The organism is Dyadobacter soli, assembly GCF_900101885.1.
Classification (GTDB): domain Bacteria; phylum Bacteroidota; class Bacteroidia; order Cytophagales; family Spirosomataceae; genus Dyadobacter; species Dyadobacter soli.
Genome location: NZ_FNAN01000008.1, coordinates 314,644 through 337,692, shown reverse-complemented (window position 1 = coordinate 337,692; position 23,049 = coordinate 314,644). Strand labels below are relative to the sequence as shown.

General features: G+C 50.1%; 18 protein-coding genes. 8 read left to right on the top strand and 10 right to left on the bottom strand.

All coding sequences use genetic code 11. The features are described from left to right. Positions 1-21: 21 nt before the first annotated feature. The gene (locus BLQ88_RS15045) at positions 22-207 is read right to left on the bottom strand and encodes a hypothetical protein (RefSeq protein WP_090151412.1); all 186 of its coding nucleotides are present in this window, start codon (positions 205-207) and stop codon (positions 22-24) included. A gap of 135 nt (positions 208-342) precedes the next feature. On the opposite strand from BLQ88_RS15045, the gene BLQ88_RS15040 reads away from it, so the two are divergent. Then, a complete protein-coding gene (locus tag BLQ88_RS15040; protein ID WP_090151409.1) occupies positions 343-1,803 on the top strand; it encodes a gluconokinase in 1,461 nt (486 codons plus the stop codon). A gap of 71 nt (positions 1,804-1,874) precedes the next feature. Here BLQ88_RS15040 and BLQ88_RS15035 read toward each other — a convergent pair whose 3' ends face one another. The 3 genes from BLQ88_RS15035 to BLQ88_RS15025 form a co-directional block, all read right to left on the bottom strand. Further along, a complete protein-coding gene (locus BLQ88_RS15035) occupies positions 1,875-4,250 on the bottom strand; it encodes a TonB-dependent receptor (protein ID WP_090151406.1) in 2,376 nt (791 codons plus the stop codon). Between the two features lie 189 nt (positions 4,251-4,439). Beyond that, positions 4,440-4,856 carry a c-type cytochrome gene (locus BLQ88_RS15030; protein ID WP_090151403.1) on the bottom strand — a complete coding sequence of 139 codons (417 nt, stop codon included), beginning with the start codon at positions 4,854-4,856 and terminating at the stop codon, positions 4,440-4,442. 138 nt (positions 4,857-4,994) lie between these two features. Next, positions 4,995-7,271 (bottom strand): GH92 family glycosyl hydrolase, encoded by a 2,277-nt coding sequence (locus tag BLQ88_RS15025; RefSeq protein WP_090151400.1) that lies wholly within the window; start codon positions 7,269-7,271, stop codon positions 4,995-4,997. A gap of 266 nt (positions 7,272-7,537) precedes the next feature. Between BLQ88_RS15025 and hslU the strand changes: the two genes are divergently transcribed. Next, complete coding sequence (gene hslU / locus BLQ88_RS15015; protein WP_090151395.1) at positions 7,538-8,929, top strand: ATP-dependent protease ATPase subunit HslU; 1,392 nt, start codon at positions 7,538-7,540, stop codon at positions 8,927-8,929. A gap of 91 nt (positions 8,930-9,020) precedes the next feature. Here the strand turns inward: hslU and BLQ88_RS15010 are convergent, their stop codons facing one another. The 4 genes from BLQ88_RS15010 to fmt form a co-directional block, all read right to left on the bottom strand. Beyond that, entirely contained in the window at positions 9,021-10,112 is a 1,092-nt protein-coding gene (locus BLQ88_RS15010) for an alpha/beta hydrolase (RefSeq protein WP_090151392.1), read from the bottom strand. A 52-nt stretch (positions 10,113-10,164) separates the two neighbouring features. After that, on the bottom strand, positions 10,165-10,665 hold the full coding sequence (locus BLQ88_RS15005; RefSeq protein ID WP_090151389.1) for a dihydrofolate reductase: 501 nt from the start codon (positions 10,663-10,665) through the stop codon (positions 10,165-10,167). Positions 10,666-11,557: 892 nt separating this feature from the next. Next, positions 11,558-12,019 (bottom strand): IS200/IS605 family transposase, encoded by a 462-nt coding sequence (tnpA, locus tag BLQ88_RS15000; RefSeq protein ID WP_090151387.1) that lies wholly within the window; start codon positions 12,017-12,019, stop codon positions 11,558-11,560. A gap of 45 nt (positions 12,020-12,064) precedes the next feature. Further along, positions 12,065-12,985, bottom strand: coding sequence for a methionyl-tRNA formyltransferase (fmt, locus tag BLQ88_RS14995; RefSeq protein WP_229212703.1), 921 nt, complete (start codon positions 12,983-12,985; stop codon positions 12,065-12,067). Positions 12,986-13,217: 232 nt separating this feature from the next. On the opposite strand from fmt, the gene greA reads away from it, so the two are divergent. The 5 genes from greA to BLQ88_RS14970 all read left to right on the top strand — a co-directional run bounded on the left by greA (position 13,218) and on the right by BLQ88_RS14970 (position 17,934). Next, positions 13,218-13,703, top strand: a complete 486-nt coding sequence (gene greA / locus BLQ88_RS14990) for a transcription elongation factor GreA (protein WP_090151381.1) — start codon at positions 13,218-13,220, stop codon at positions 13,701-13,703. A 305-nt stretch (positions 13,704-14,008) separates the two neighbouring features. After that, positions 14,009-14,347: a hypothetical protein gene (locus BLQ88_RS14985; protein ID WP_090151378.1), complete on the top strand. Its 339-nt coding sequence runs from the start codon at positions 14,009-14,011 to the stop codon at positions 14,345-14,347. A 20-nt stretch (positions 14,348-14,367) separates the two neighbouring features. Continuing rightward, positions 14,368-15,438 (top strand): M42 family metallopeptidase, encoded by a 1,071-nt coding sequence (locus BLQ88_RS14980; RefSeq protein ID WP_090151375.1) that lies wholly within the window; start codon positions 14,368-14,370, stop codon positions 15,436-15,438. A 90-nt stretch (positions 15,439-15,528) separates the two neighbouring features. After that, complete coding sequence (locus tag BLQ88_RS14975) at positions 15,529-16,581, top strand: PA0069 family radical SAM protein (protein WP_090151373.1); 1,053 nt, start codon at positions 15,529-15,531, stop codon at positions 16,579-16,581. A gap of 90 nt (positions 16,582-16,671) precedes the next feature. Next, positions 16,672-17,934: an exo-beta-N-acetylmuramidase NamZ family protein gene (locus tag BLQ88_RS14970; protein WP_090151370.1), complete on the top strand. Its 1,263-nt coding sequence runs from the start codon at positions 16,672-16,674 to the stop codon at positions 17,932-17,934. 443 nt (positions 17,935-18,377) lie between these two features. Here the strand turns inward: BLQ88_RS14970 and BLQ88_RS14965 are convergent, their stop codons facing one another. Then, positions 18,378-19,112, bottom strand: coding sequence for a LytR/AlgR family response regulator transcription factor (locus tag BLQ88_RS14965; protein ID WP_090151367.1), 735 nt, complete (start codon positions 19,110-19,112; stop codon positions 18,378-18,380). 292 nt (positions 19,113-19,404) lie between these two features. On the opposite strand from BLQ88_RS14965, the gene BLQ88_RS14960 reads away from it, so the two are divergent. After that, on the top strand, positions 19,405-21,663 hold the full coding sequence (locus tag BLQ88_RS14960) for a TonB-dependent receptor (protein WP_090151364.1): 2,259 nt from the start codon (positions 19,405-19,407) through the stop codon (positions 21,661-21,663). Here the strand turns inward: BLQ88_RS14960 and eat are convergent. After that, complete coding sequence (gene eat, locus BLQ88_RS14955) at positions 21,640-22,977, bottom strand: ethanolamine permease (RefSeq protein WP_090151361.1); 1,338 nt, start codon at positions 22,975-22,977, stop codon at positions 21,640-21,642. The genes BLQ88_RS14960 and eat overlap by 24 nt on opposite strands. Positions 22,978-23,049: the final 72 nt, after the last annotated feature.

Genomic DNA, 23,049 nt, shown 5'->3' with positions numbered 1-23,049 from the left:
CATGCCCTTTCGGGCGCGATGTCAATGGTGATCGTCGTGGCTGTTGTCTTTGTAAAATGCAGCGAAAGTCACAACCAGACCGATGGTTCCGAGGATGAATGTGAACAGGTCACCAACTACTGCCAGGATAATGAAAAGGATGATGAACGCCGCGACGTAAGCAAATGTGGGCAGCGAATGAGACTCGGTATGTGATGTTTCAGACATATTCGGAATGTATTAATAGCTTTCGATGCTGCGAAAATAATAAATCAATCCCAAAATCCATACTTTTGTTTCACTAATCACAGGCCATCGTTCCCTTGCGCGGGAATGCGGTTTTTGCCTCTAAAACAATTGCCAATGCCCTATATTATCGGTTGTGATATCGGCACAACAAACGTCAAATCAGTCGCTTTTGATACCGTTTCCGGGACAATCCTCGCTTCGCACAGTGAAAGTTATGAAATGCAGCATCCGCGGCCGGATTGGAGCGAGCAAGACCCGGACGAGATTTTTCAGGCAGCCTGTAAAACATTGCAGACAGTTGTAAAAAAATGCGAAGAGCACGGTGATCCGACTGGTATCAGTTTCAGCGCGGCTATGCACGGCGTGCTGGCGCTCGATAAAGACGGCAAACAACTCACCAACCTCATTATCTGGGCCGATAACCGCAGTGCCGACGTCGCGACGAAGTTGCGCGCCTCCCAGGTAGGCAAGAAGATTTACAACAATAACGGAACGCCCATTCACGCAATGACGCCGGTATGTAAATTGTTGTGGATGAAGAAGAACGAGCCGGAGACCTACCGGAAGACGAGCAAGTTTGTGGGCGTGAAGGAATACATCGTATACAGGCTCACGGGCGAATTTTTGGTAGATTACTCCATTGCCTCCGCCACCGGCATGTTCAACATCCGCGAGCTGCAATGGGATGTGTATACATTGAAAAAGCTAGGGCTGAAAGTTGAGAAGTTGCCCAAGGCGGTATCACCCTATCATATTGTAAAACTACCTAAGGACAATGCGGCCAAACTGGCGGAAGGTATCCCGCTAATCATGGGCGCGAGCGACGGCTGCCTGGCGAACCTCGGCAGCGGGGCCATTAAGACCGGCTCCATGGCCGTCACGATCGGTACCAGTGCGGCTGTGCGCATTTGCTCCGCCAAGCCATTTTCCGATCCGCTGATGCAGACGTTCTGCTATGTGCTCGACGAAAAGACCTACATCGTCGGAGGGCCGTCTAACAACGGAGCCGTTATTTTCGAATGGCTCATGAATACTTTCTTTCCAAAAGAGGAGTATGACGCCGTTTTCAAGGAAGCGGAGGGCATTAAGCCCGGCTCGGAAGGATTGCTGTTCTATCCTTATTTGCTTGGCGAACGTGCACCGCTTTGGAGCTCGTCCGTTCGCGGCGGCTTTTCGGGGCTCGACATCACGCATACCCGTGCGCATTTCGCGCGGGCGGTGATGGAAGGTATTTTGCTGAATTTGTACAGCATTGGTAAAATACTGATGGAAATGCAGGAAATCGATACGATCTATGCCAATGGCGGCTTTGCCCGCAGTGCTACCTGGGTGCAAATGCTGTCCGATGTTTTTGGGAAAACCGTAAAACTGAATGAAACCGTCGAAACCGGGGCGGTAGGAGCGGCTATGATGGGACTGAAAGCGCTCGGCGTGGTCAAAAGTTTCTCCGAATTGGAAGCATTTACACAAGTAGGAAAGGAGTTTAATGCTAAAAAGGACATTCATGAAAAATATGATGCGCTTGCGAAGAAATTCATCAAGGGCGCTCAACTGGTGATGGCCCACGCCGTATGACCACCTGATTTTGCATAAACACAAAAAAGGCTTCCATTGGGAAGCCTTTTTGCATTTGATCTAACTATCTATTAAAACTTATAAGTAACGCTCAAACGGTAGTTTCTCGGAGGATCGGCCTGCCAGTAGTAGGATTTCAACCAATCATAATAACCGCCGCTGTACAGGTATTTGTCCAGAATGTTGAACACATTGGCTGTCAGGCGGATGTTGTTTTTCTCCCAGAACAAACCTCCGTCCAGTTTGAAATAGTCGGGCTGGTTGAGGCTGGTGTTGGTGGATGACCAGTTGGTAGTTGCGCGGCCGCCGTAGTAAGTGACACCGGCCGATATACCGGCATTTTTCAATGAACCGTGTTGTACTTTGTAGCTCAACCATCCGTTCGCGGTGTGTTTCGCATAGCCCGGGATCAGGTCGCCTACTTTTACGTCGGTTACGCCTTCGGCAACTTTTGTCACTTCCGAAATGGTGTAGGCGTAGTTGGCTGTCAGGTTAAGGCCATTGATAATCGTGCCGCGAAGGTCAAATTCAACACCTTGTGCTCTTTTTTGACCCAAAACAATGCTCAGGCCTGAGTTCGGCCCGCTGTTAGGGTCGCCGGTAAGCTCGTTGTTTTTCAGGATACGGTAAAATGCGAGGGTAGTATTCCAGCGTCCTTCGGCCCAGTCGCGTTTCACACCAAACTCGGTGTTGTTACCAGTTATCGGTTTCACTTTGCCAGTTACCAAACGGCCTGATTGCGGGATAAAAGCCTGGTCGTACAATGCATACAAGGAAGTATTCTTAGTCAGCGAGATGCTCAGGCCCACGCGCGGTGTGAAATGCTTGGCCTCGTCGTCCGGGCCGCCATATGCCGATTGTTTCACATAAGTATAGCGACCGGCCAATGTAAGGCGGATGCGGTTTTCGAGGAAGCTGAGCTCGTCTTGCAAATAAAGACCGGTGTAATCCTGGTTCTGTAAGCCGCCGCCTGCCGCCGCACGGGATTCGAGATCCATCGAACGGTCAAACACCGGGTAACCCATCACAGGAGTACCGTAATATGGGTTTCTCGGATCGAATTCAGCGCCAGCGGAGTCGAGCGAGTAGGATTGCGACCAGTCGGCGAAGTAGTTTTTGCTACCGATATCGATACCACCGAGAATGCGGTGTCTTACTGCGCCCGTTTTAACGTCACCATTGATAAATACCTGTCCGAGCGTCATTTCGCTTTTCGCATCCCAGAGGCCGACACCGCGGTACATAAGGCCATTCGGTTTGATAGAATCCGGCCACATGCTGCTTCCGCCCAGTTGATAATTGAAATAGCCCACTTGTGCAGTCAGTTTCCAGTCGGAGTTGAAATTGTGCTGCAAGTTCACGAAAACGCTGTGGTCTTTGATTTTTGTAGGAGGCAAACCCGCAGGCATTGTCGTGAAATCACGCGGTAATGTGGCATAGCCATCAGGCGAAAACACGTAGAACGATCCTACGTTCGACATTTTGGCATATTGCAATGTGTATTCAGCCGTCAGCTTGGTCTTTTCGTCGATTTGATACGAAACTACCGGGGCAATGCTGTAACGGTTGTTGTATTCATAAGGACGGAACGAACCTTTGTTTTGCGCAGCCACATTGAGGCGGTAGAGGAACTTGCTGTCTTTGCTCAGTTTACCATCGAGGTCGAGGGTAGCGCGGTAAAGTCCGAAGCTGCCCACATTGATACCTACTTCGCCTTTCGTCTGGCCGGTAGGTTTTTTGGTAACCACATTATACAAGCCGCTGGGATCGCCATTCGCGAGCATGAAGCCGGCCGGACCTTTCACGAATTCGATGTGGTCCACGAAGCTCATATCTTCCGTCAGCGGGCCCCAGTAGGAGTTCACCACGTTGAAACCGTTACGGAATGCCTGGATCTGCGAGCCGCGCATGCTGATATTGGCATACATATCGCCCCAGTGTTCGAGACGGACGGCGCCGCTGACGTTGCGGATCAGGCCGTCGCTCATGCTGATCACCTGCTGGTCGGCCAGTACTTTTGAAGTAACGACCTGTACGTTCTGAGGTGTTTCGAGGATCGGCGTGAGGAGTTTCATACTGGATGAAAACTGGTCCGATTTGTAGGTGGTACCGCTTTTCACGATTACTTCCTGCAACTCGTTGGCGCTCTCGGAAAGGGTGAAAGAAACGCTCACCGTTTCGCCGGCCGCCACCGTTACTTCCTTCTCCTGGGTAGCTAACCCTACGAAGCTTACAAGCAATGTGTAGCTGCCCGGTTTTACTCTCTCAATTGTGAATTTTCCTTGATTGTCCGATACGGCACCGCGGGCTGTTCCTTTAATTCCGACCGAAACTTGCTCTGCCGGTTGCCCGTCCGAGCTCAGTATCTGTCCTGATATTCTGCCGTTTTGCGCAAATGCGGAGACGCTTGCGAGCAGGAATAGGAAGAAAATATAAAATCTTTTCATTTATCTAAAATTGGACTAAATAGTTAACGAGCCGCAAATATCTGTCGGGAATTTTTAGCAGGCAAGGTTTTATTTAGATTTATTTAAAATAGTAGCTAATGGGCTGTTACATAGATATATTGACCATTAAAAAAGCCGCATCGTCCGTTGGGACAATGCGGCTTAACGCGCAGCCTTGAAAAGTCGTTGCTACTTTTCCTCCGCCGGTTTTACGGCCTCTACCATTTTCACCGTGATCATTTTCTTCTCCGAGGAATTGCCCCAGGAGTTCATAATGTAATTCATCACGTCGGCGATCTGCTCGTTGGCCAGGCCTGGTTCCGGCATCATGTTATCATAAGAAACGCCATTCACAGTCACCTTCCCGATCAGCCCGAATTTGATCGCCTGGATCGCATTCTCAGGCGTTTTCATCAGGTAATCCGATTTTGCGAGCGGCGGGAATGTGGCCGTAATGCCTTCGCCCGTGCCCATGTGGCACGAAATACAGTTTTCGGAATAAATCATTTTGCCGCGCTCGATGCTTTTGGCAAGCTCGTCGTCCTGTGCGCGCGGGATCGCGGCGCAGAAGACGGCGACAGTAATTAATGTGAGTACTAGTTTCATGGTGATGTTTGGGTTAAGATGGTGTGAAGCTCCTGCTTCACACATACTATTCGCAGGCCTCTGGCCGGTCGGGTATGTAAGACCGGCCGGAGGCCTGCGAATAGTAAGCACGAAGCAAGAGCTTCGTGCCATTGCTTATTACTTCGTCAGCGAAAACGGAACCGCTTCCGGCTTCGTTCCCCAGCTTTTCGAAGGCTTGCCTGTCAGATCGAACTGTACGGAACCGCCTTTCTGAATGTCGGCATGTTCGAGGTAAGTTTTGTCATACGACTTGCCATTCAGCTTCGCGCCCTGGATGTACAGGTTGCTTTCGTTGCTCGCCGGTGCTTCGATGGTGAATTTCTTGCCGTCTTCCATGGTCAGCGTCGCCTTTTTGAACAGCGGCGAGCCGATTACGTATTGCGTCGTACCCGGCGTAACAGGGTAGAAGCCCAGCGAAGAGAATACGTACCATGCGGAAGTCTGGCCATTGTCTTCATCTCCGCAATAGCCATCCGGCGTCGCCTGATAGAGTCTTTTCATGACCTGACGTGTCCAGTACTGTGCTTTGTCGGGTGCGCCTGCGTAGTTGTACAGGTAAATCATGTGCTGGATCGGCTGGTTACCGTGGGCGTAGTTACCCATATTCATGATCTGCATTTCGCGGATTTCGTGGATCGGGAAGCCGTAGTAGCTGTCGTCGAATACCGGCGGCAATTTGAAAACCGTATCGAGTTTCTGCACGAATGCTTCGCGGCCGCCCACGAGGTTGATCAACCCTTTCACATCCTGGAACACCGACCACGTGTAGTGAATGCTGTTGCCTTCGGTAAATGCGTCGCCCCATTTGAATGGATTGAATGGCGCCTGGAACTTGCCGTCTTTGTTTTTACCGCGCATCCATTTCGTTTCAGGATCGAAGAGGTTTTTGTAGTTCTGGCTTCTTTTTAAATACAAATCCACTTCCGATTGCGGCTTTTTCAGTTCTTTCGCCAACTGCGCAATACAGAAATCCGCATAAGCGTATTCCAGCGTGCGGGCAGCATTCTCATTGATTTTTACATCATAGGGAACATAGCCCAGCTCATTGTAATACTCGTGTCCAAAACGGCCTACCGAGCTAACCGGTCCTGCATTCTGCGTGTTTTTCAGAATAGCCTCATACAGTTTATTGATGTCGTAACCGCGGATACCTTTAATGTAGGAATCGGCGATCAGCGAAGCGGAGTTCGAACCGATCATACAATCGCGGTGGCCGGGGCTGGCCCATTCAGGCAGGAAGCCGCTTTCGTCGTATGCATTGGCGAGGCCCTCCATAATGTGCGCGTTCAGCGTCGGGTACATGAGCGTGAAGAATGGGAACACCGCGCGGAATGTATCCCAAAAGCCATTGTCGGTAAACATATAACCCGGGCGCACTTCGCCATTGTACGGGCTGTAATGCACCACTTTGTTGGCCTTGTCCATTTCATAAAACTTACGAGGGAATAGCAGCACGCGGTACAGGCACGAATAGAATGTGCGGATCTGATCGATATTGTCGCCTTCCACTTTAATGCGCGAAAGTTCCGTGTTCCAGGCTTGCTCGCCTTTCGTCATTGTTGCGTCGAAAGAATCGTTGCCCAGTTCGCGTGTCAGGTTCAGCTCTGCTTGTTCGGGGCTGATAAAAGACGAGGCAACTTTGATGCCGACCTGCTCGCCTCTTTTTGTTTTAAAACCAACTACCGCACCTACGTGAGCTGCGCTGAGTTCCAGCGTATCTTTTGCCAGCGTTTTGCCGTGGAATGCTGAGGAGAATGTGAATGGTTTATCAAAAACCAAAACAAAGTAGTTCTTGAAATTGGCCGGTACACCACCGCTGTTTTTGGTGGTATAACCAATGATCTTGCGCTCTTTCGGAAGGACTTTTACATAAGAACCCCTGTCGAATGCGTCCAGAAGCACGTAAGAAGTGTCGGCTTTCGGGAAGGTAATACGGAATTGAGCGGCACGCTCGGTCGGCGCGATTTCCGTAGTGACGTCATAATCCGCCAGGTATACCTTATAATAATGCGGCTTGGCCGTTTCGGCCTTGTGGGAGAACCAGCTTGCACGGGCTTCCTCGTCGATTTTCAGCTTGCCGGTAATGGGCATGATCGCGAACTGGCCGTAATCGTTGATCCAAGGGCTCGGCTGGTGGGTTTGTTTGAAACCGCGGATTTTCTCGGCGTCGTACATATAAGCCCATCCGTCGCCCATTTTGCCGGTTTGCGGCATCCAGAAGTTCATACCCCAGGGCAGGGCAATGGCCGGGTAAGTGTTACCGGCAGATAAGCTGAATTTCGACTGCGTACCCATCAAAGGGTTCACATAATCGACCAGATTGGCAGTACCTTGCCCGTAGGATAATTGCAGCGATGCAATAACGGTAAAAAGGCAGGTCAGGAGTTTTTTCATGTTGGAAATAATTCTTTTTTACTGTTTCGGAATTACAAATGCAGGGACAAAAGTAATCGAAGGGCAGAGAACAAAAAGTAATGGGGCCAAAGATTTACCAACGGCAGGTTTTCTGCCATTTTGTACCGGCATAGTTCTTTTTAGCGTTAACGGACGGAGGCGACAGGCCGCCTTCACAAAATTCATTACACATTAACTCCTGATCACCGATCGTGCTCTTTCAGAATGCGGTGCAGTGAACGGGGTTTCGAATCCATAGCAAACAAATGACAGAACACCTTAACCGCCTTACACCGCGTCAGATCGTTTTCGAGCTCGACCAATATATCATCGGACAAAATGACGCGAAACGCAATGTCGCCATCGCATTGCGCAACCGGTGGAGGCGCATGAACAGTCCGGAGGACATTCAGCGGGAGATTATCCCGAATAATATATTAATGATAGGCGCTACCGGCGTGGGTAAAACCGAAATCGCCCGCCGGCTGGCCAAAATAGCCGATGCGCCATTCGTGAAAGTGGAAGCTTCCAAGTTTACGGAGGTCGGCTACGTAGGCCGCGACGTCGAAAGCATGGTCCGCGACCTCGTGGAGCAGGCGGTAGGCATGGTGCGCTTGCAGAAAAAAGAAGAAGTGAAGATCAAAGCGGAGCAGGCGGTGGAAGACATTATCCTCGACGCACTGATCCCACCGGTCCATGGCTCGGGTTCTGCCAAGCCTGTCACCGACAATGGATCGGAAGAAATGCCGCAGAGCGATGCCGAACTCAACCAGCGCACCCGCGAGCGTTTCCGCGAGAAGATCCGTAACGGAGAGCTCGATAGCCGCAAAATTGACATCGAAGTGCAGCAGAACCAGATGCCTAATGTAGGCATGATCGGTGGGGCGGTAGATGACGTTTCGATGATGAATATCCAGGAAATGATCGGCAATATGATGCCGCGCCGGGGTAAAAAACGCAAGGTAACCGTCGAGGAAGCCCGCAAACTGCTTTTGGACGAAGAAGCGTCGAAGCTCATCGATATGGACGAGGTGAAACTCGAAGCCATTCAAAAAGCGGAAAACCTCGGTATTATTTTTATTGATGAAATAGATAAAGTGGCTTCAAGTCGCTCCGGCGGAAGCGGCCCCGACGTGAGCCGCGAAGGCGTGCAGCGCGATTTGCTGCCGATCGTCGAAGGCAGCGCGGTCAACACCAAGCACGGCGTGATCAATACCGATCACATTCTCTTCATCGCCGCAGGAGCATTCCACGTTTCAAAGCCATCCGACCTCATTCCCGAGCTCCAAGGCCGTTTCCCGATCCGCGTTGAGCTCAATAGCCTCACGGAAGGTGATTTTTACCAGATACTCAAAGCGCCTAAAAACGCATTGACGAAGCAATACAGCGCCATGATGGAATCCGAAGGCGTAGAACTCGAATTTGAAGACGGGGCATTACGGGAAATCGCCCGCATTGCATTCGAAGTCAACAGCGAAGTCGAAAACATCGGCGCCCGCCGCCTCCAAACCGTCATGAGCTCACTCCTCAACGACTTCATGTTCGACATCCCCGACGTCATCGGCGACGGCTCCCATATCGCCATCACCGCCGAAATGGTGCAGGACAGGCTGTCGGCATTGGTGAAGAATCGGGATTTGAGTCAGTATATTCTTTAATGGAGAAAGGGAGGATGGAGGAAGGGGAGGAAGTGTGCTTTTGCATTACTTTGTCCCTTTCTTCCATCCTCCCTTTCTTCCCTTTTCTCCTTTATTCAAAAAACAACCACTCGAAAGCCAGGGGGAACTCTTTGTTCCATTGCCTTTCTTCGTGTTCGCCTTTCGCGTCTACCGATGATTTGATTTTTACCCGGCTGTAACCGAAGCTTTGGGTTTCCAGCGTTTCTTGGAGTTTCGTGACGTTCGGGATCATGTGCGCGCCTTCCTTGCCGCCGGCGTACAGATAAATGCGCGTTTCGAATGGCTCGAAGAAGTGCACGGCGTCGAAGTAGATTTTCTCGGAGATCCACAGCGCCGGCGAGAATACCATGAATTTGCCGAACGTCTGCGGAAACATCAGCGCGGCGTAAATGCTGAGCAACCCGCCGACCGAACTTCCTCCGATACCGGTGTTCAACCGGTCGGTTTTGGTGCGGTATTTAGTGTCGATATGCGTTTTGAGCGGTCCCGCGATGAATTGCAGGAATTTTGCGCCATATCCTTTACCGAGTTTGGCGTTGTCGTAAGGCGAAAGCTCCTGTACGCGGTCCTCTTCACCGTGATCTACTGCAACGATAATCACACCGGCTTTATGCTCTTTGGCGAGCGCGGTGAGGCTTTTATCTATTTCCCAATTACCATATTCCGAACCCTCGCCGAACAGGTTCTGGCCGTCGGTCATGTAAAGTACCGGGTAGCGTTGATCGGGATTTTCGTAGTACTCGTGTGGGAGCAGCACACGTACACGGCGCGTGCGGCTGAACTGGGCAATTTCAAACGCTTCGGAAACGGTTTCAACAATAGGTGAATGGTCCGTTTTGGCAGAAATGTCGGTTTGCCAGCGGATCACATTGTCATGAACGAGCGTTTCACCGGCTTTGATAATGCGGTTGCCGTAGGGGCGGCCTGCGCGGTCGAGTTCCACCTGGTTCCATCCGCCGCGAGTATATTTGTATTCGATGGGATAGGGCAATTCCATGTCCTCGGGAAACTGGAAGCGGTAATTACCCGGACTTACAATCTCCATCCGGTACTCTTCCAGGTCGGGCAGCCACTTGCAGAAATTGCCAGTGATAAAAACCGGACGGTTATCGAAGGGTACTGTGCTTAATTCAATGGTAAGGGTTTCAACTTCTACTTGCATTCTACGCTTGTACTTTCATTGAGTCACTATGGGTTACGAGCCACAAAAGTACTTATTTATCAGCTTTTTTAATATAATTTATAAATTCAAATCGAAAAATATGACGTTCGTCAGGCTCGTGCATGATCCTTTCCGCCTCTGTCCACGCGCCCGGATCTTCGATTTCGAAAAACGTATCTCCTTCGATTTCAGTATGCACTTTTGTGAGGTAAATATGGGTGGCAATGCCTTGCGACAACCTGTAAATCTCTCCGCCGCCTACAATGCAAGCCTCCTCACTATCAATCTCTTCCGCTTTTTTCAACGCTTCTTCCAACGAATGCACGACAATCACCCCTTCGAATGCAAAATCGACACTCCGCGTGATCACGATCGACGTCCGTCCGGGCAGCGGCTTCCCGATGGATTCGAACGTCTTCCGCCCCATGATCATCGGGTGGCCCAATGTAAGTTGTTTAAACCGTTTCAGATCGTCCGGCAACCGCCAAAGCAGTTGGTTGTCCTTCCCGATCGCGCCATTCTCGGCGGCGGCTACGATGATTGAAATTTTCATGCAGGTAATGAATTTTTTGCAAAGATGGTCGATTTAAAGACCGCGACAAATGCCGTCAGGCATGTAATATTGGTAGTGTCGAAGATATCAACAAGTTTCGGCAATGCCGTTAGGCATGTAATATTGGTAGCAAAGCGGTGCTAGACGACGTTCGGGAAATGCCCTTGGGCATGTAACGGCATTGCATTGCGTAGGCGCTATTGTTGCATCCCTGACGGGATTGCCGATACCTGGTGTTATTTACTCGCTACCAATATTACATCGCTACGCGATTTTCCCGCAGCGGAGACATTAATGCGCGATAATCAATGCCGGTAGGCATGTAATATTGGTAGCCAGGCGGTGCTAGACAACATTCGATAAATGCCCTTGGGCATGTAACGGCAATGTATCGCGTAGGCGCTGTTGTTGCATCCCTGACGGGATTGCCGACATTGGTGTTATTTACTTGCTACCAATATTACATCGCTACGCGATTTTCCCGCTGCGGCTACATTAACGCGCGATAATCAATGCCGTTAGGCATGTAATATTGGTAGCAAAGCGGTGCTAGACGACATCCGGTAAATGCCCTTGGGCATTTACCGGCAATGCATCGCGTAGGCGCTGTTGTTGCATCCCTGACGGGATTTCCGATAACCGTCTGTTCATTAATTTACTACCAATATTACATCGCTACGCGATTTTCCCGCTGCGGCTACATTAACGCGCGATAATCAATGCCGTTAGCATGCAATATTGGTAGCAAAGCGGTGCTAGACGACGTTCGGAAAATGCCCTTGGGCATGTAACGGCAATGCATGGCGTAGGCGATGTTGTTATATCCCTGACGGGATTTCCGAGAAGCGTCTGTCCATTAATGTGCTACCAATATTACATCGCTAACGCGATTTTATTCTGGCGATTTAAAAACATATCGCTCATCATATTCAACTTCAAATTTCTCCAAAAACGACAAATACTCTTCCCGAAACGTCACTTTGCGATGGTGTTCCTTTTGCGTCTGGATATAACTGATCACATTGGGCACCTGCGATTTGGAATAGGAAAACACCCCATACCCAGCCTGCCATTCAAACCGGCTTCCGCAAAATCGATTGACATTAATCCACTGCGACGAATCGGCCTTCACATCCTGCATAAAGTCGCCGATAGATTGCGTGGTGCGAAACCCAACCAGCATATGCAGATGATCGCTCATCCCATTGATCGCGATCATTTTGTGCTGCCGGGCTTGGACGATGCCGGTAATGTATTTGTATAGAGACGTTTCCCATGTGGCGCCAATCAGCGCGTGCCGGAACTTTGGCGCAAATATGAAATGCAGGTGAACCTGCGAATAAGTGTTAGCCATGATATAGTTGTGTGTAAAAGTGTGGTAATGCAAATCAGGGAGCCTTTAAAGCTTATACCCCCTCAAAAAATCTCCAACCGCCATCCGCTTCTTCCCTTCAATCTGCAACTCCTCGATAGCCAGCCAACCGTCGCCGGTGCGGAAATGCAGGTAGGACTTATTATCGGTTTGAAATTCACCCGGCAATGCATCGGATTCGAAATCAATCACTTTTGACTTAAATACCTTACACGAAAGCCCATTCAAAGTCGTCCAGGCTGCCGGATACGGCGAGAGACCTCTTACAAAGTTGTGAATTTCAACAGCGGGTTTGTTCCAATCTATTTCACAGGTCTCGCGGAAGATTTTCGGGGCGGATTTGATGTCCTCCGGCTCGGATTGTGCTTCCTGCGGGTAGCTGCCGGCTTCGATGGCCTGCACGGTTTTCACGACAAGGTTCGCGCCCTTGCGCATGAGGCGTTCATATAATGTACCCGCGTTGTCTTCCGGGGAAATGGGTTCACGGTCCTGGAAGATGATTTTTCCGGTGTCGATATCTTTTTCGATGAAGAAAGTGGTGACGCCGGTTTCGGTTTCGCCGTTGATGACGGCCCAATTGATGGGCGCCGCGCCGCGGTACTGGGGCAGGAGCGAGCTGTGGAGGTTGAATGTACCTTTCGTAGGCATGCTCCAAACCACTTCCGGCAACATCCTGAATGCTACCACCACTTGCAGGTCGGCGTTGTAGGATTTCAGCGCTTCGAGAAATGCCGGATTTTTTAACTTTTCGGGCTGCAAAACGGGAATGCCCTGCGATTCTGCGTATATTTTGACGGGTGACGCCGTCTGCTTTTGGCCACGGCCCGCGGGCTTGTCGGGAACAGTTACGACGGCTACAACATTAGAATTGCTTTCGACCAGACTTTGTAAACTTGGGACTGCAAATTCGGGCGTCCCCATAAAAATAATTCTCAATGGATTTGACATATCAGATGGCGCTTTTGGATAAAAATGGTGCTACCATTCACAAATATTGTTAATTTTGTCGTTCTTAACAGAAAATTATGGTGAACACAAAATCATATATCAACCGAAAAGAAAAGGTCTTCTAGCCTTCTACGAGAGTATCGTTAACTCTGTAGAGCGGTCTTTGAGCCGTTCTTTTTTTTTATGTAGAATTTCAAAAATCAAAAAGTCTTATAAAACAATATAAAAGGTCATGGCTAAAATTTCATACTACACGGAAGAAGGACTAAACAAGCTGAGGAACGAGCTGAATGAGATGAAAACCAAAGGCCGCACGGAGATTGCACGACAAATTGCAGAAGCGCGGGATAAAGGTGATTTAAGTGAAAATGCAGAGTACGACGCGGCCAAAGACGCACAGGGTATGCACGAAATGAAAATCGCCAAACTGGAAGAAATCATGTCCAACGCACGCGTGATCGACGAGTCGTCGATGGACACTTCCCAGGTTTCAGTACTTTCCAAGGTGAAGATCAAAAACCGTAAGAATGGAATGGAAGTTACCTACACACTGGTGTCGGAAGAAGAGGCCGATCTGAAAACAGGCAAAATCTCCGTGGGCTCGCCGATCGGCAAAGGTCTTTTGGGTAAAAAGGTAGGAGAAACAACAGAAATCAAGGTTCCCGCCGGTATGATGGAGTTCGAAGTGCTGGATATCAGCCGTTTCAACGGAGAATAGTTTCGTTGCAGATACAATGCATCGGGTTGCGGAACGACAGCGTTTCGCAACCCGATTTTTTTGGTGACATTTGTAAATGACCGCCGACCGCTGACGACCGACCGCCGATCGCGTGATTGTAGAACAAGTGACCGCCGACCGCTGACGACCGACCGCCGATCGCATGATTGTAGAACAAGTGACCGCCGACCGCTGACGACCGACCGCCGATCGCTCGTACTAAAAGAACAAGTGATCGGCCGTCGGCTGTCATCGGTCGGCGGTCATAAAAGCATACCGTCCCCCCACAACAAACCACACTCACTATGCACATCAAAGGTTTCCTGCTCAATGTGCCATCGCTCCGGGTCGACGGAATGGCGCTGTTTCCATTTATTTTATCGAAGCGTAAAACGCCATCGGAGGTCTTTCTCAATCACGAACGCATTCATTTGAAGCAACAGCTTGAAATGGGGTTGGTTATCTTTTATGTGTGGTATCTGGTCGAATATTTAATCCGATATGTACAATTCAGAAGCCATTATTTAGCCTATCTTCATATTTCGTTTGAAAGGGAAGCTTACGCCCACGAGCGCGACCTCGGCTATCTGCGGAAGCGGCGTTTTTGCGCGTGGTGGAAGTACCTTCGAAAACATCATTATTAGTGGTTATTTAAATTAAAAGTATGTCAGATCAGAGCAAAGAGTTCCTTTATAAGTACTTGAACAATGCTTCGCCGACCGGCTTCGAATCCACCGGTCAGCAGATATGGCTCGACTATATCAAGCCCTATATTGAAGAACAGATTATCGATGTGTACGGCACGGCTGTGGGTGTTATCGGCCCGGGCCAGGATTACAAAGTAGTGATCGAAGCACATTCCGACGAGATCTCGTGGTTCGTAAACTACATTTCAGAAGACGGCTACATTCACGTGCGCCGGAATGGCGGTTCCGACGCGGCCATCGCGCCTTCGATGCGTGTTAACCTGCACACGGCCAAAGGCGTGGTGAAAGGCGTTTTCGGTTGGCCGGCGATCCACGTGCGCGACACCGCCAAAGACCAGGTGCCCAAAGTACACGAGCTTTTCATCGACGTGGGCGCTGCCAAAAAAGACGAAGTGCTTGAAATGGGCATTCATGTAGGTACTGTGGTAACATTCGCGGACGGCCTCGACGAGCTGAACGACAAATACTACCTCGGTCGCGCGCTCGACAACCGCATGGGCGGGTACATGATCGCGGAGGTGGCGCGGATGCTGCATGAAAACAATGTGAAGCTGCCGTTTACATTGTATGTCGTGAACGCGGTGCAGGAAGAAATCGGTTTGCGCGGTGCGGAGATGATTTCGCGTCGTTTGAAGCCGGATCTGGCGATTTGTACGGACGTAACGCACGATACCCAGTCGCCGATGTACAACAAGAAAGAGCAGGGCGATCTGAAATGCGGCAATGGTCCGGTAATTTGCTACGGCCCGGCGGTGCAGAACAATGTCCGCGATATGCTGATCCGCGTGGCGGAAGAGAAAAACATTCCCTTCCAGCGCCAGGCAGTAAGCCGCTCTACCGGCACCGATACGGATTCTTTTGCCTACTCCACAGAAGGCATTGCGTCCGCATTGATCTCATTACCATTGAAATACATGCACACCACCGTGGAAATGGTTGCCAAAGAGGACGTGCAGAATGTAATACAACTGATGTACGATGTGCTTCTGTCGCTGAAAGGCGGGGAGGATTTTCGGTATATTAAGTAATGCGTTAGCGGGGCTGAAATTTTCAGCCCCGCTGGCAACACACACCTTTCGTTAGCATACTTCATAACTTCATCAACTTACTGGAAAACAATGGACAACCGGGCACGCGGGCGCGGGGCTGCTATCAACACGCCCAACAAATTCTTCAAGCACGAGATCGAGTACACCTCCGAAGACTGGCAGCAGTGGGAAGATCCCGAGGTAAATCCTAAAACACAATTCATCGAAGAGGAATCCAAGACGCTCATGAGCGTTTCGGACAGTCCTGATTTACCTGATTTTCATTCGATTAATCCTTACCGGGGCTGTGAGCATGGCTGCATTTACTGCTATGCCCGCAATTCGCACGAGTACTGGGGCTTTTCGGCGGGGCTGGATTTTGAGACAAAAATTGTGGTCAAAAAGAATGCACCGCAATTGCTGGAAAAGCTGTTCAACTCGAAAAAGTGGGTGCCGCATAACATTCACATCTCCGGGAATACGGATTGTTATCAGCCGGGAGAAAAGAAGTACCGCATTACAAGGCAACTCCTGGAAATATGCCTGCGCTACCGGAACCCGGTGAGTATCCTGACCAAGAATGCATTGATCCTGCGGGATCTGGACGTGCTGGAAAAAATGGCTAAACTGAACCTCGTACACGCGGCACTTTCAATCACTTCCCTGAATGAAGAATTACGCAGCGCATTGGAACCACGGACGGTTACAGGCAAAAGACGTTTGCAGGTGCTTAAAACATTGAGCGAAGCCGGCATTCCCACGGGCGTCATGACGGCACCGATCATTCCGGGCTTGAACGACCAGGAAATACCTGCGCTCATTCAGGCGATTGCTGAAAACGGCGCATTATGGTCGCATTACACGGTGGTGCGGCTGAATGGCGCGATCTCGACATTGTTCGATGAATGGATCCATCACCATTTCCCCGACAGGGCGGCGAAGGTTTTGAACCAGATCAAAGAATGTCACGGCGGCGCGGTCAACGATTCGCGGTTTGGAATAAGAATGGTGGGAGAGGGTAATTTTGCGGAGCATATCCGGCAGCTGCACGAGCATTGTTGCAAAAAATACCTCGCCGGACGCGAGTTGCCGCCTTTGGATACCTCGCAGTTTATGCGGGCAGGGCAGATGCGCCTGTTTTAAATTTTTGTTTGCCACGAAGACACTAATGTCCACGAATTCGTGCTAATTCGTGTCTTCGTGGCATCAAAATCAAAGCCACGTCTAAATCCCATGAAAACCTTAGCCTTAGCATTCAGCCTCACAGCCGCATTAGCCACGAACAGCAACTGCGTAAACTCGACATCCCAGAAGAGCCGGGCAATGGCGGATTCGCTCTCCGCGGCCCCCGAAGATCTTACCAAGGCCAAAGGTCCGACCACCGGCGCCGACCAGATTTCCCAATATCTCGACTATTTAAAAGGGAAGAAAATTGGCATTGTGGTAAACCAAACGTCCATCATCGGTACCAAACCGATCGTCGACAGCCTGGTAGCATTGGGCGTGAATATCGTCACCATTTTCGGGCCGGAGCACGGTTTTCGAGGCACAGCGAGCAATGGAGACAAGGTAAGCGACAGCATCGATCCGAAAACCGGTATACCGGCCATTTCGCTCTATGGAAAGCTCAAAAAGCCCACCAAGGACCAGATGGCGGCCATTGACCTGATGATCTTCGATATTCAGGACGTGGGCGCGCGCTTTTACACGTACATCAACACGCTCGGGCATGTGATGGAGGCATGCGCGGAGAACAACAAGGAAATGCTCATCTTCGACAGGCCTAATCCGAATGGTTTCCTGGTGGATGGACCGATACTCGAAGACCACCTGCATTCAGGCATAGGGATGTACAAAATACCCATCTCACACGGCCTTACGATAGCTGAATTAGCCCAGATGATCAATGGTGAGGGCTGGTTACCAAATAAAATGCAATGCAAATTGAAAATCATCAAAGTGGCGAACTACACGCACGACACGCCTTATATACTGCCGGTAATGCCTTCGCCGAACCTCAATACCCAACAATCCGTGATGCTGTACCCGCACATTTGCATGTTCGAAGGGACGATCCTGAGCCAGGGACGAGGCACTTATATGCCCTTTACAGTGCTCGGCGCGCCGTTGCTGAAAGGCAAATACGATTTTACATTTACCCCGCACAGCATTAAAGGCATGAGCGAAACGCCGCTGCATCAGGACAAAGAATGCTATGGCCTCGATTTACGCAAATATGACCTGAAAGACATCCGGAAAAGCGGCAAACTCAACCTGAAATGGCTCATCGAGCTCTACAAGGCCTATCCCGACAAGGAGAAGTTTTTCGACATGAGCCAAAGCAAGCAAATGGGCAACTTCGATAAGCTATCGGGTACCGAAAACCTCAAAAAACAAATCATCGCCGGCGCTTCGGAAGTGGAGATACGCAAAAGCTGGGAGCCGGGCCTCGGGCTATTCAAGGAAATGCGGAAGAAATACCTGATCTATCCCTGATCATAATCTGACAATACCTGACTCTCAGTAGTATATAAACAAAACATCCCAGAGGAAGCCCCCGGGGATGTTCAATTATTCTCAACGATATTTAATTAAAACTGATAGCGATTTAGTTTAGGTTTGGTACGGTAAATATGTGTGCGTTTGAGAAACAAATGTGTGCATAATGCTCAGTATCATGCCAAATATGCTCAATCGACCTAGTTACGTTTTTTGGAGTGAAACAGATGCCTGGACCTCAGAAAAATTTTAAAATTTAATGAAGCCCAGGCCTTCTGTCGGGGTAAAGTATATATGTAATAATAGAAGAGGGTGTTTACGTGCTATAAAATTACTTCGCACGTAACACCTCAACAAATCAAAGGGGTGAAGTCTGGCTTTTCTGGGGTGAAGTCGGGGAAACCGTAAGTAACCGTTTTTCGGGCAGGTGGTACTAGCTGTCAGGAGAATGTTCTGATGCGGCTCAGAAGTTCGGTCCGGTTATCGTTCGTGATCGGGATCTCGATGTCGTTGATCATCACGTGCACGTAGTCGATTCCTGTGATTGCGTTCAGGTTGATAATGAACGACTTATGTACGCGAAAGAAGTAGTTGGTGGGAAGCTGCTGAAGCATGTTTTTCAGCGTCTCCCGGATCGTGTATTTCTTCTTGGTGGTATGCAGTTCAAGGTAGTTGTCGTCGCTCCGGATGTACAGAATGTCCGTCAGCATGATCTTGGTGAACATGTGTTTTTCCTTGATGAACAGCGCGTCCTTGATCACCGTAGTATCTTCCTTTTCCTCCGAAGTAGTTTCACCCGCCAGTGCTGCCAGCCGGTAATTTTTCAGCGCGAGCTTGACGGCCGTGTACACCGTGATCTTCTGGAAAGGCTTCTGCAAAAACGCATGTGGCGCTGCCTGCAATGCGGCGTTTACTACCGCGATGTCCTCGTGCGCCGATAGAAATAGAAATGGAATCTTAAAGTTCTCCCGGATATAATGGGCCAGGTCGATTCCGGTTTGATAGCCATTGAGGTTGATATCCAGTACGGCCAGGTGAAAAACCTTGCTTTGGAGGATTTCTGTGGCCGTCGTATAATCGGTTGCGATATCGTTTGCGTCGTAGCCGAAACCATTAAGCAAAAATTGAAGATGTTTCGCAATGATAAAGTCGTCCTCAACGATTAGAATATTCATCTTTGGTATAAATAGTCAGCCTGTGCCCGCTTAAAGTATGATTGTAAAATGGATTGTATTTGGAAACAACCGCTAAATGCCGGCTGTAATGCAAATAATAGGATAATATACGAATTAATTGCAAAGTGAGATTTACAGAATGCGTCGAATTATCTTTTAGATAATTTATTCAAAATAACCTCGCATTAAAATAAAGTCAAAATAAGCTATTGCACAACCGTCTGCTGTCGCAAGCCGGAAAACTAATCTTAAATTTATATACCGATCGCCTTCACCTGTCCGACTGTTTTGTATGAAAAAACTTATACTCCTGTATTGCTTTATGCTCGTCAGCCTTCGGGCGCTTGCCCACCTCGGAGGCATTTCGGGCGTGGTGTATGATCAGGCGACCCGTTTGCCGCTCAAAGATGTGACTGTTCAGCTCTCCGGGACAGGGAAGGCTGCTATTACCAACGAGCTCGGGCAATACCGGTTCGAAAGCCTGGTAGCAGCCCGTTACAAGGTCGAGCTCACGCACGTGAGCTTCCGTGCGCAGGTGCTCGAAGTGAATGTGACCGACGATGAAACGGCGTTTTTGAAAACAGAATTAGCCAATGCGAATGTGGAGCTCAGCGAAGTGACCGTTTCCACGCAGCGCGCGCACGACCAGCAGCTCATCAGCAGTCTGGACATCCGGCTGCGGCCCATTACCAACTCGCAGGAAATATTGCGCATTGTGCCGGGACTGTTTATCGGGCAGCACGCCGGCGGAGGAAAAGCGGAACAGATATTCCTGCGCGGCTTCGATATCGATCATGGTACCGACATCCAGCTGACGGTCGACGGCATGCCGGTGAATATGGTTTCGCACGCACACGGGCAGGGTTATGCCGACCTGCATTTCGTGATCCCGGAACTGGTTAATGGTGTGGATTTCAAAAAAGGGACTTATACGACCGACAAAGGCAATTTCAGTACCGCGGGCTGGGCCGATTTCCGGACTAAGGATGCGTTGGAAAAGTCGTTCGTGAAGCTGGAAGCGGGGCAGTTCGATACCTACCGGGCCGTTGCGGGTATCGATTTGCTTGGCCGGAAAGGCAGGGAGAAAAATCAGTCGGCCTACATTGCTTCGGAATATTCATTTACCAATTCCTATTTCGATAATCCGCAGCATTTCAACCGGTTGAACCTGGTGGGTAAGTACCATGGGCACATCGCGCCGAATACGAACCTGACATTGACCGGCTCTACTTTTTGGAGCAAATGGAACCACTCCGGGCAGATTCCCGACCGTGCGATAGAATCGGGGCTAATCGGTTTTTACGGTTCAATCGATCCCACGGAAGGCGGCGAAACCAGCCGTACCAACTTCAATGCACAGTTCGTGACGGTTACGCCGCGGAATTTTGTGATCAAAAATCAGGTATTTTACAGCAATTACAATTTCGAACTGTATTCCAACTTTACTTTCTTTCTCGAAGATTCGCTGAATGGCGATCAGATCCGCCAGAAGGAGCGGCGCAACCTGTATGGTTATAATGGAAGTATTTCAAAGGAAACTTTCATTGGAAAAACCAGTTGGGTAACCACTGCGGGCATTCAATACCGCCATGACCTCACCCGCGGCACCGAACTTTCGCACACCAAAAACCGCACGGAAACGCTCGAACACTATCAACTGGGCAATATCAACGAACTGAATGCATCGGTATACGTGGACGAAGTTGTACGATTCACCGATCGCTTCTCGGTAAATGCGGGCGTTCGCCTGGATTATTTCAGAGATCAATATGAAGACCTGCTTGATAAGCCAGTCACCAAGAAGCACGCGGGTGATGCCATTGTTTCGCCCAAAATCAATTTTTACTACACATTTAACCCAGGCCTCCAACTGTACCTGAATACCGGGAAAGGGTTCCATTCCAATGATACCCGCGTAGTAGTACCGCAAGGCGGTAAACAGATTCTGCCCGGCGCATATGGCTCCGATCTGGGCGTGATTTTCAAACCATTTCCTAAAATGGTGGTGAATGCCGCTGCGTGGTATTTGTGGATGGCGCAGGAATTTGTGTATGTGGGAGATGCGGGCGTGGTAGAGCCGAGTGGGAAGTCGCGCAGGCAGGGGCTCGACTTGTCGGTGCGTTACCAGCTCACCAAAACGCTTTACGCAGATGCCGACTTCAACACCGCCAAACCCCGCGCCGTGGGTGAAATAGAAGGCATGAATCACCTGCCGTTAGCGCCGGTATTTACGTCGGCGGGCGGATTATCCCTGCAAATGCCGAATGGCCTGAACGGCTCGCTGCGCTACCGGTACATTGCCAACCGGCCCGCCAACGAGGATAATTCGATTGTGGCGAAAGGATATTTCGTGAGCGATTTGCAATTGAATTACACCCAAAGCAGGTATAACGTCGGCCTTTCTATCCAGAACTTGTTCAATACCAAATGGAAAGAGACCCAGTTTGCAACGGAAAGCCGGTTGAAAGACGAAGCTGAGCCGGTGCAAGAAATCCATTTCACGCCCGGTACGCCGTTTGCCGCCAAACTAGGCGTGACGTTCTTCTTCTGAGTGTTGCAAAGTTTCGAGTTTCCTATGGCGGCCTGTGAGGCTGAAAATGATTGCTACCGCCAGCAGCCCACCGAAAAACCACAGGCTCAGCAGCCAGTTGTAATACACGATCGCCACCAGGCAGAGCACGGAAATTGCCAGCGCGACGGCCGGGAAGTAGGGGAATGCGGGTACTTTAAAAGGCCTTTCGAGGTGCGGTTCCTTGCTTCTCAATGCAAACAGCGCTACCATACTGATAATGTACATCACCACCGCGCCCAATGCGGCGAGGATAATGACCTGATCGGTGGTGCCGAGCGACAATGCGACGCACCCGGCAATGCCCCCGGCGACGAGCGCCCAATGCGGCGTCTGGAAGCGTGCATTCACATTCCCCAGAGCTGACGGAAGGTAACCTTCACGGGCTAGCGCGAAAATTTGTCTTGAATAACCGATAACTGTTCCGTGAAAGGAGGCGATAAGGCCAAAAAGGCCCAGGCTGGCAAAAAGCTGGGTAAGCCCGCTGTCGCGCCCGAGCACGATGCCCAATGCGGCCGGTAGCGGATAGTCGATATCGCTGAGTTCCTTCCAGGGCGCTATGCCGCCGGTGAAAACCATCACGGCCAATGCAAGTACTACCAATGTGAGAATGCCGTAAATGTAACCCAGCGAAATGGTCCTTTTCGGGTCTTCCACCTCTTCGGCTACCATAGCTACACCTTCGATGGCGAGGTAAAACCAGATGGCAAACGGCAATGCGGCAAAAACGCCGCCCCACCCGAAAGGCATTGGCTCGGAAACGAATGTGTCGTAAGAGAAATGCGGGGCGACGATCCCGATGTAAATGAGCAGTTCCACTACCGCCAGCAGCGTGACAACGAGCGAAAAAGTGGCCGACTCTTTGATCCCCAGTAAATTAATTACAATAAAAATCGCATAGCAGGCGAATGCAACTTCCAGCACTTGCAAATTGGGATACAAAAAATGGGTATAGCTGCCCAATGCAAATGCAATGGCCGGAGGCGTCACCAGGAACTCGACGAGCGTGGCATAACCCGCTATAAGCCCGCCCCACCAGCCGAATGCACGGTAAGCATAAGAAAACGGCCCGCCAGCCTGCGGAATGGAGGTAGTAAGCTCGGTGAAGCTGAAAATGAATGTCACATACATGACCGTCACCACGAGCGTCGCGATCAGGAAGCCGATGGTACCCGATACGCCCCAACCGTAATTCCAGCCGAAGTATTCCCCCGAAATCACCAGCCCCACGGCTATTGCCCAGAGATGGATCGGTTTGAGGACTTTTTTGAGCGCAGCGGTATTTTCAGCAGACATAAAGGGCAGGTTAGACTAATTGATAGCAGTACAATATAGTCTATAACTCTCCCAAAGCCATTTGATACTATT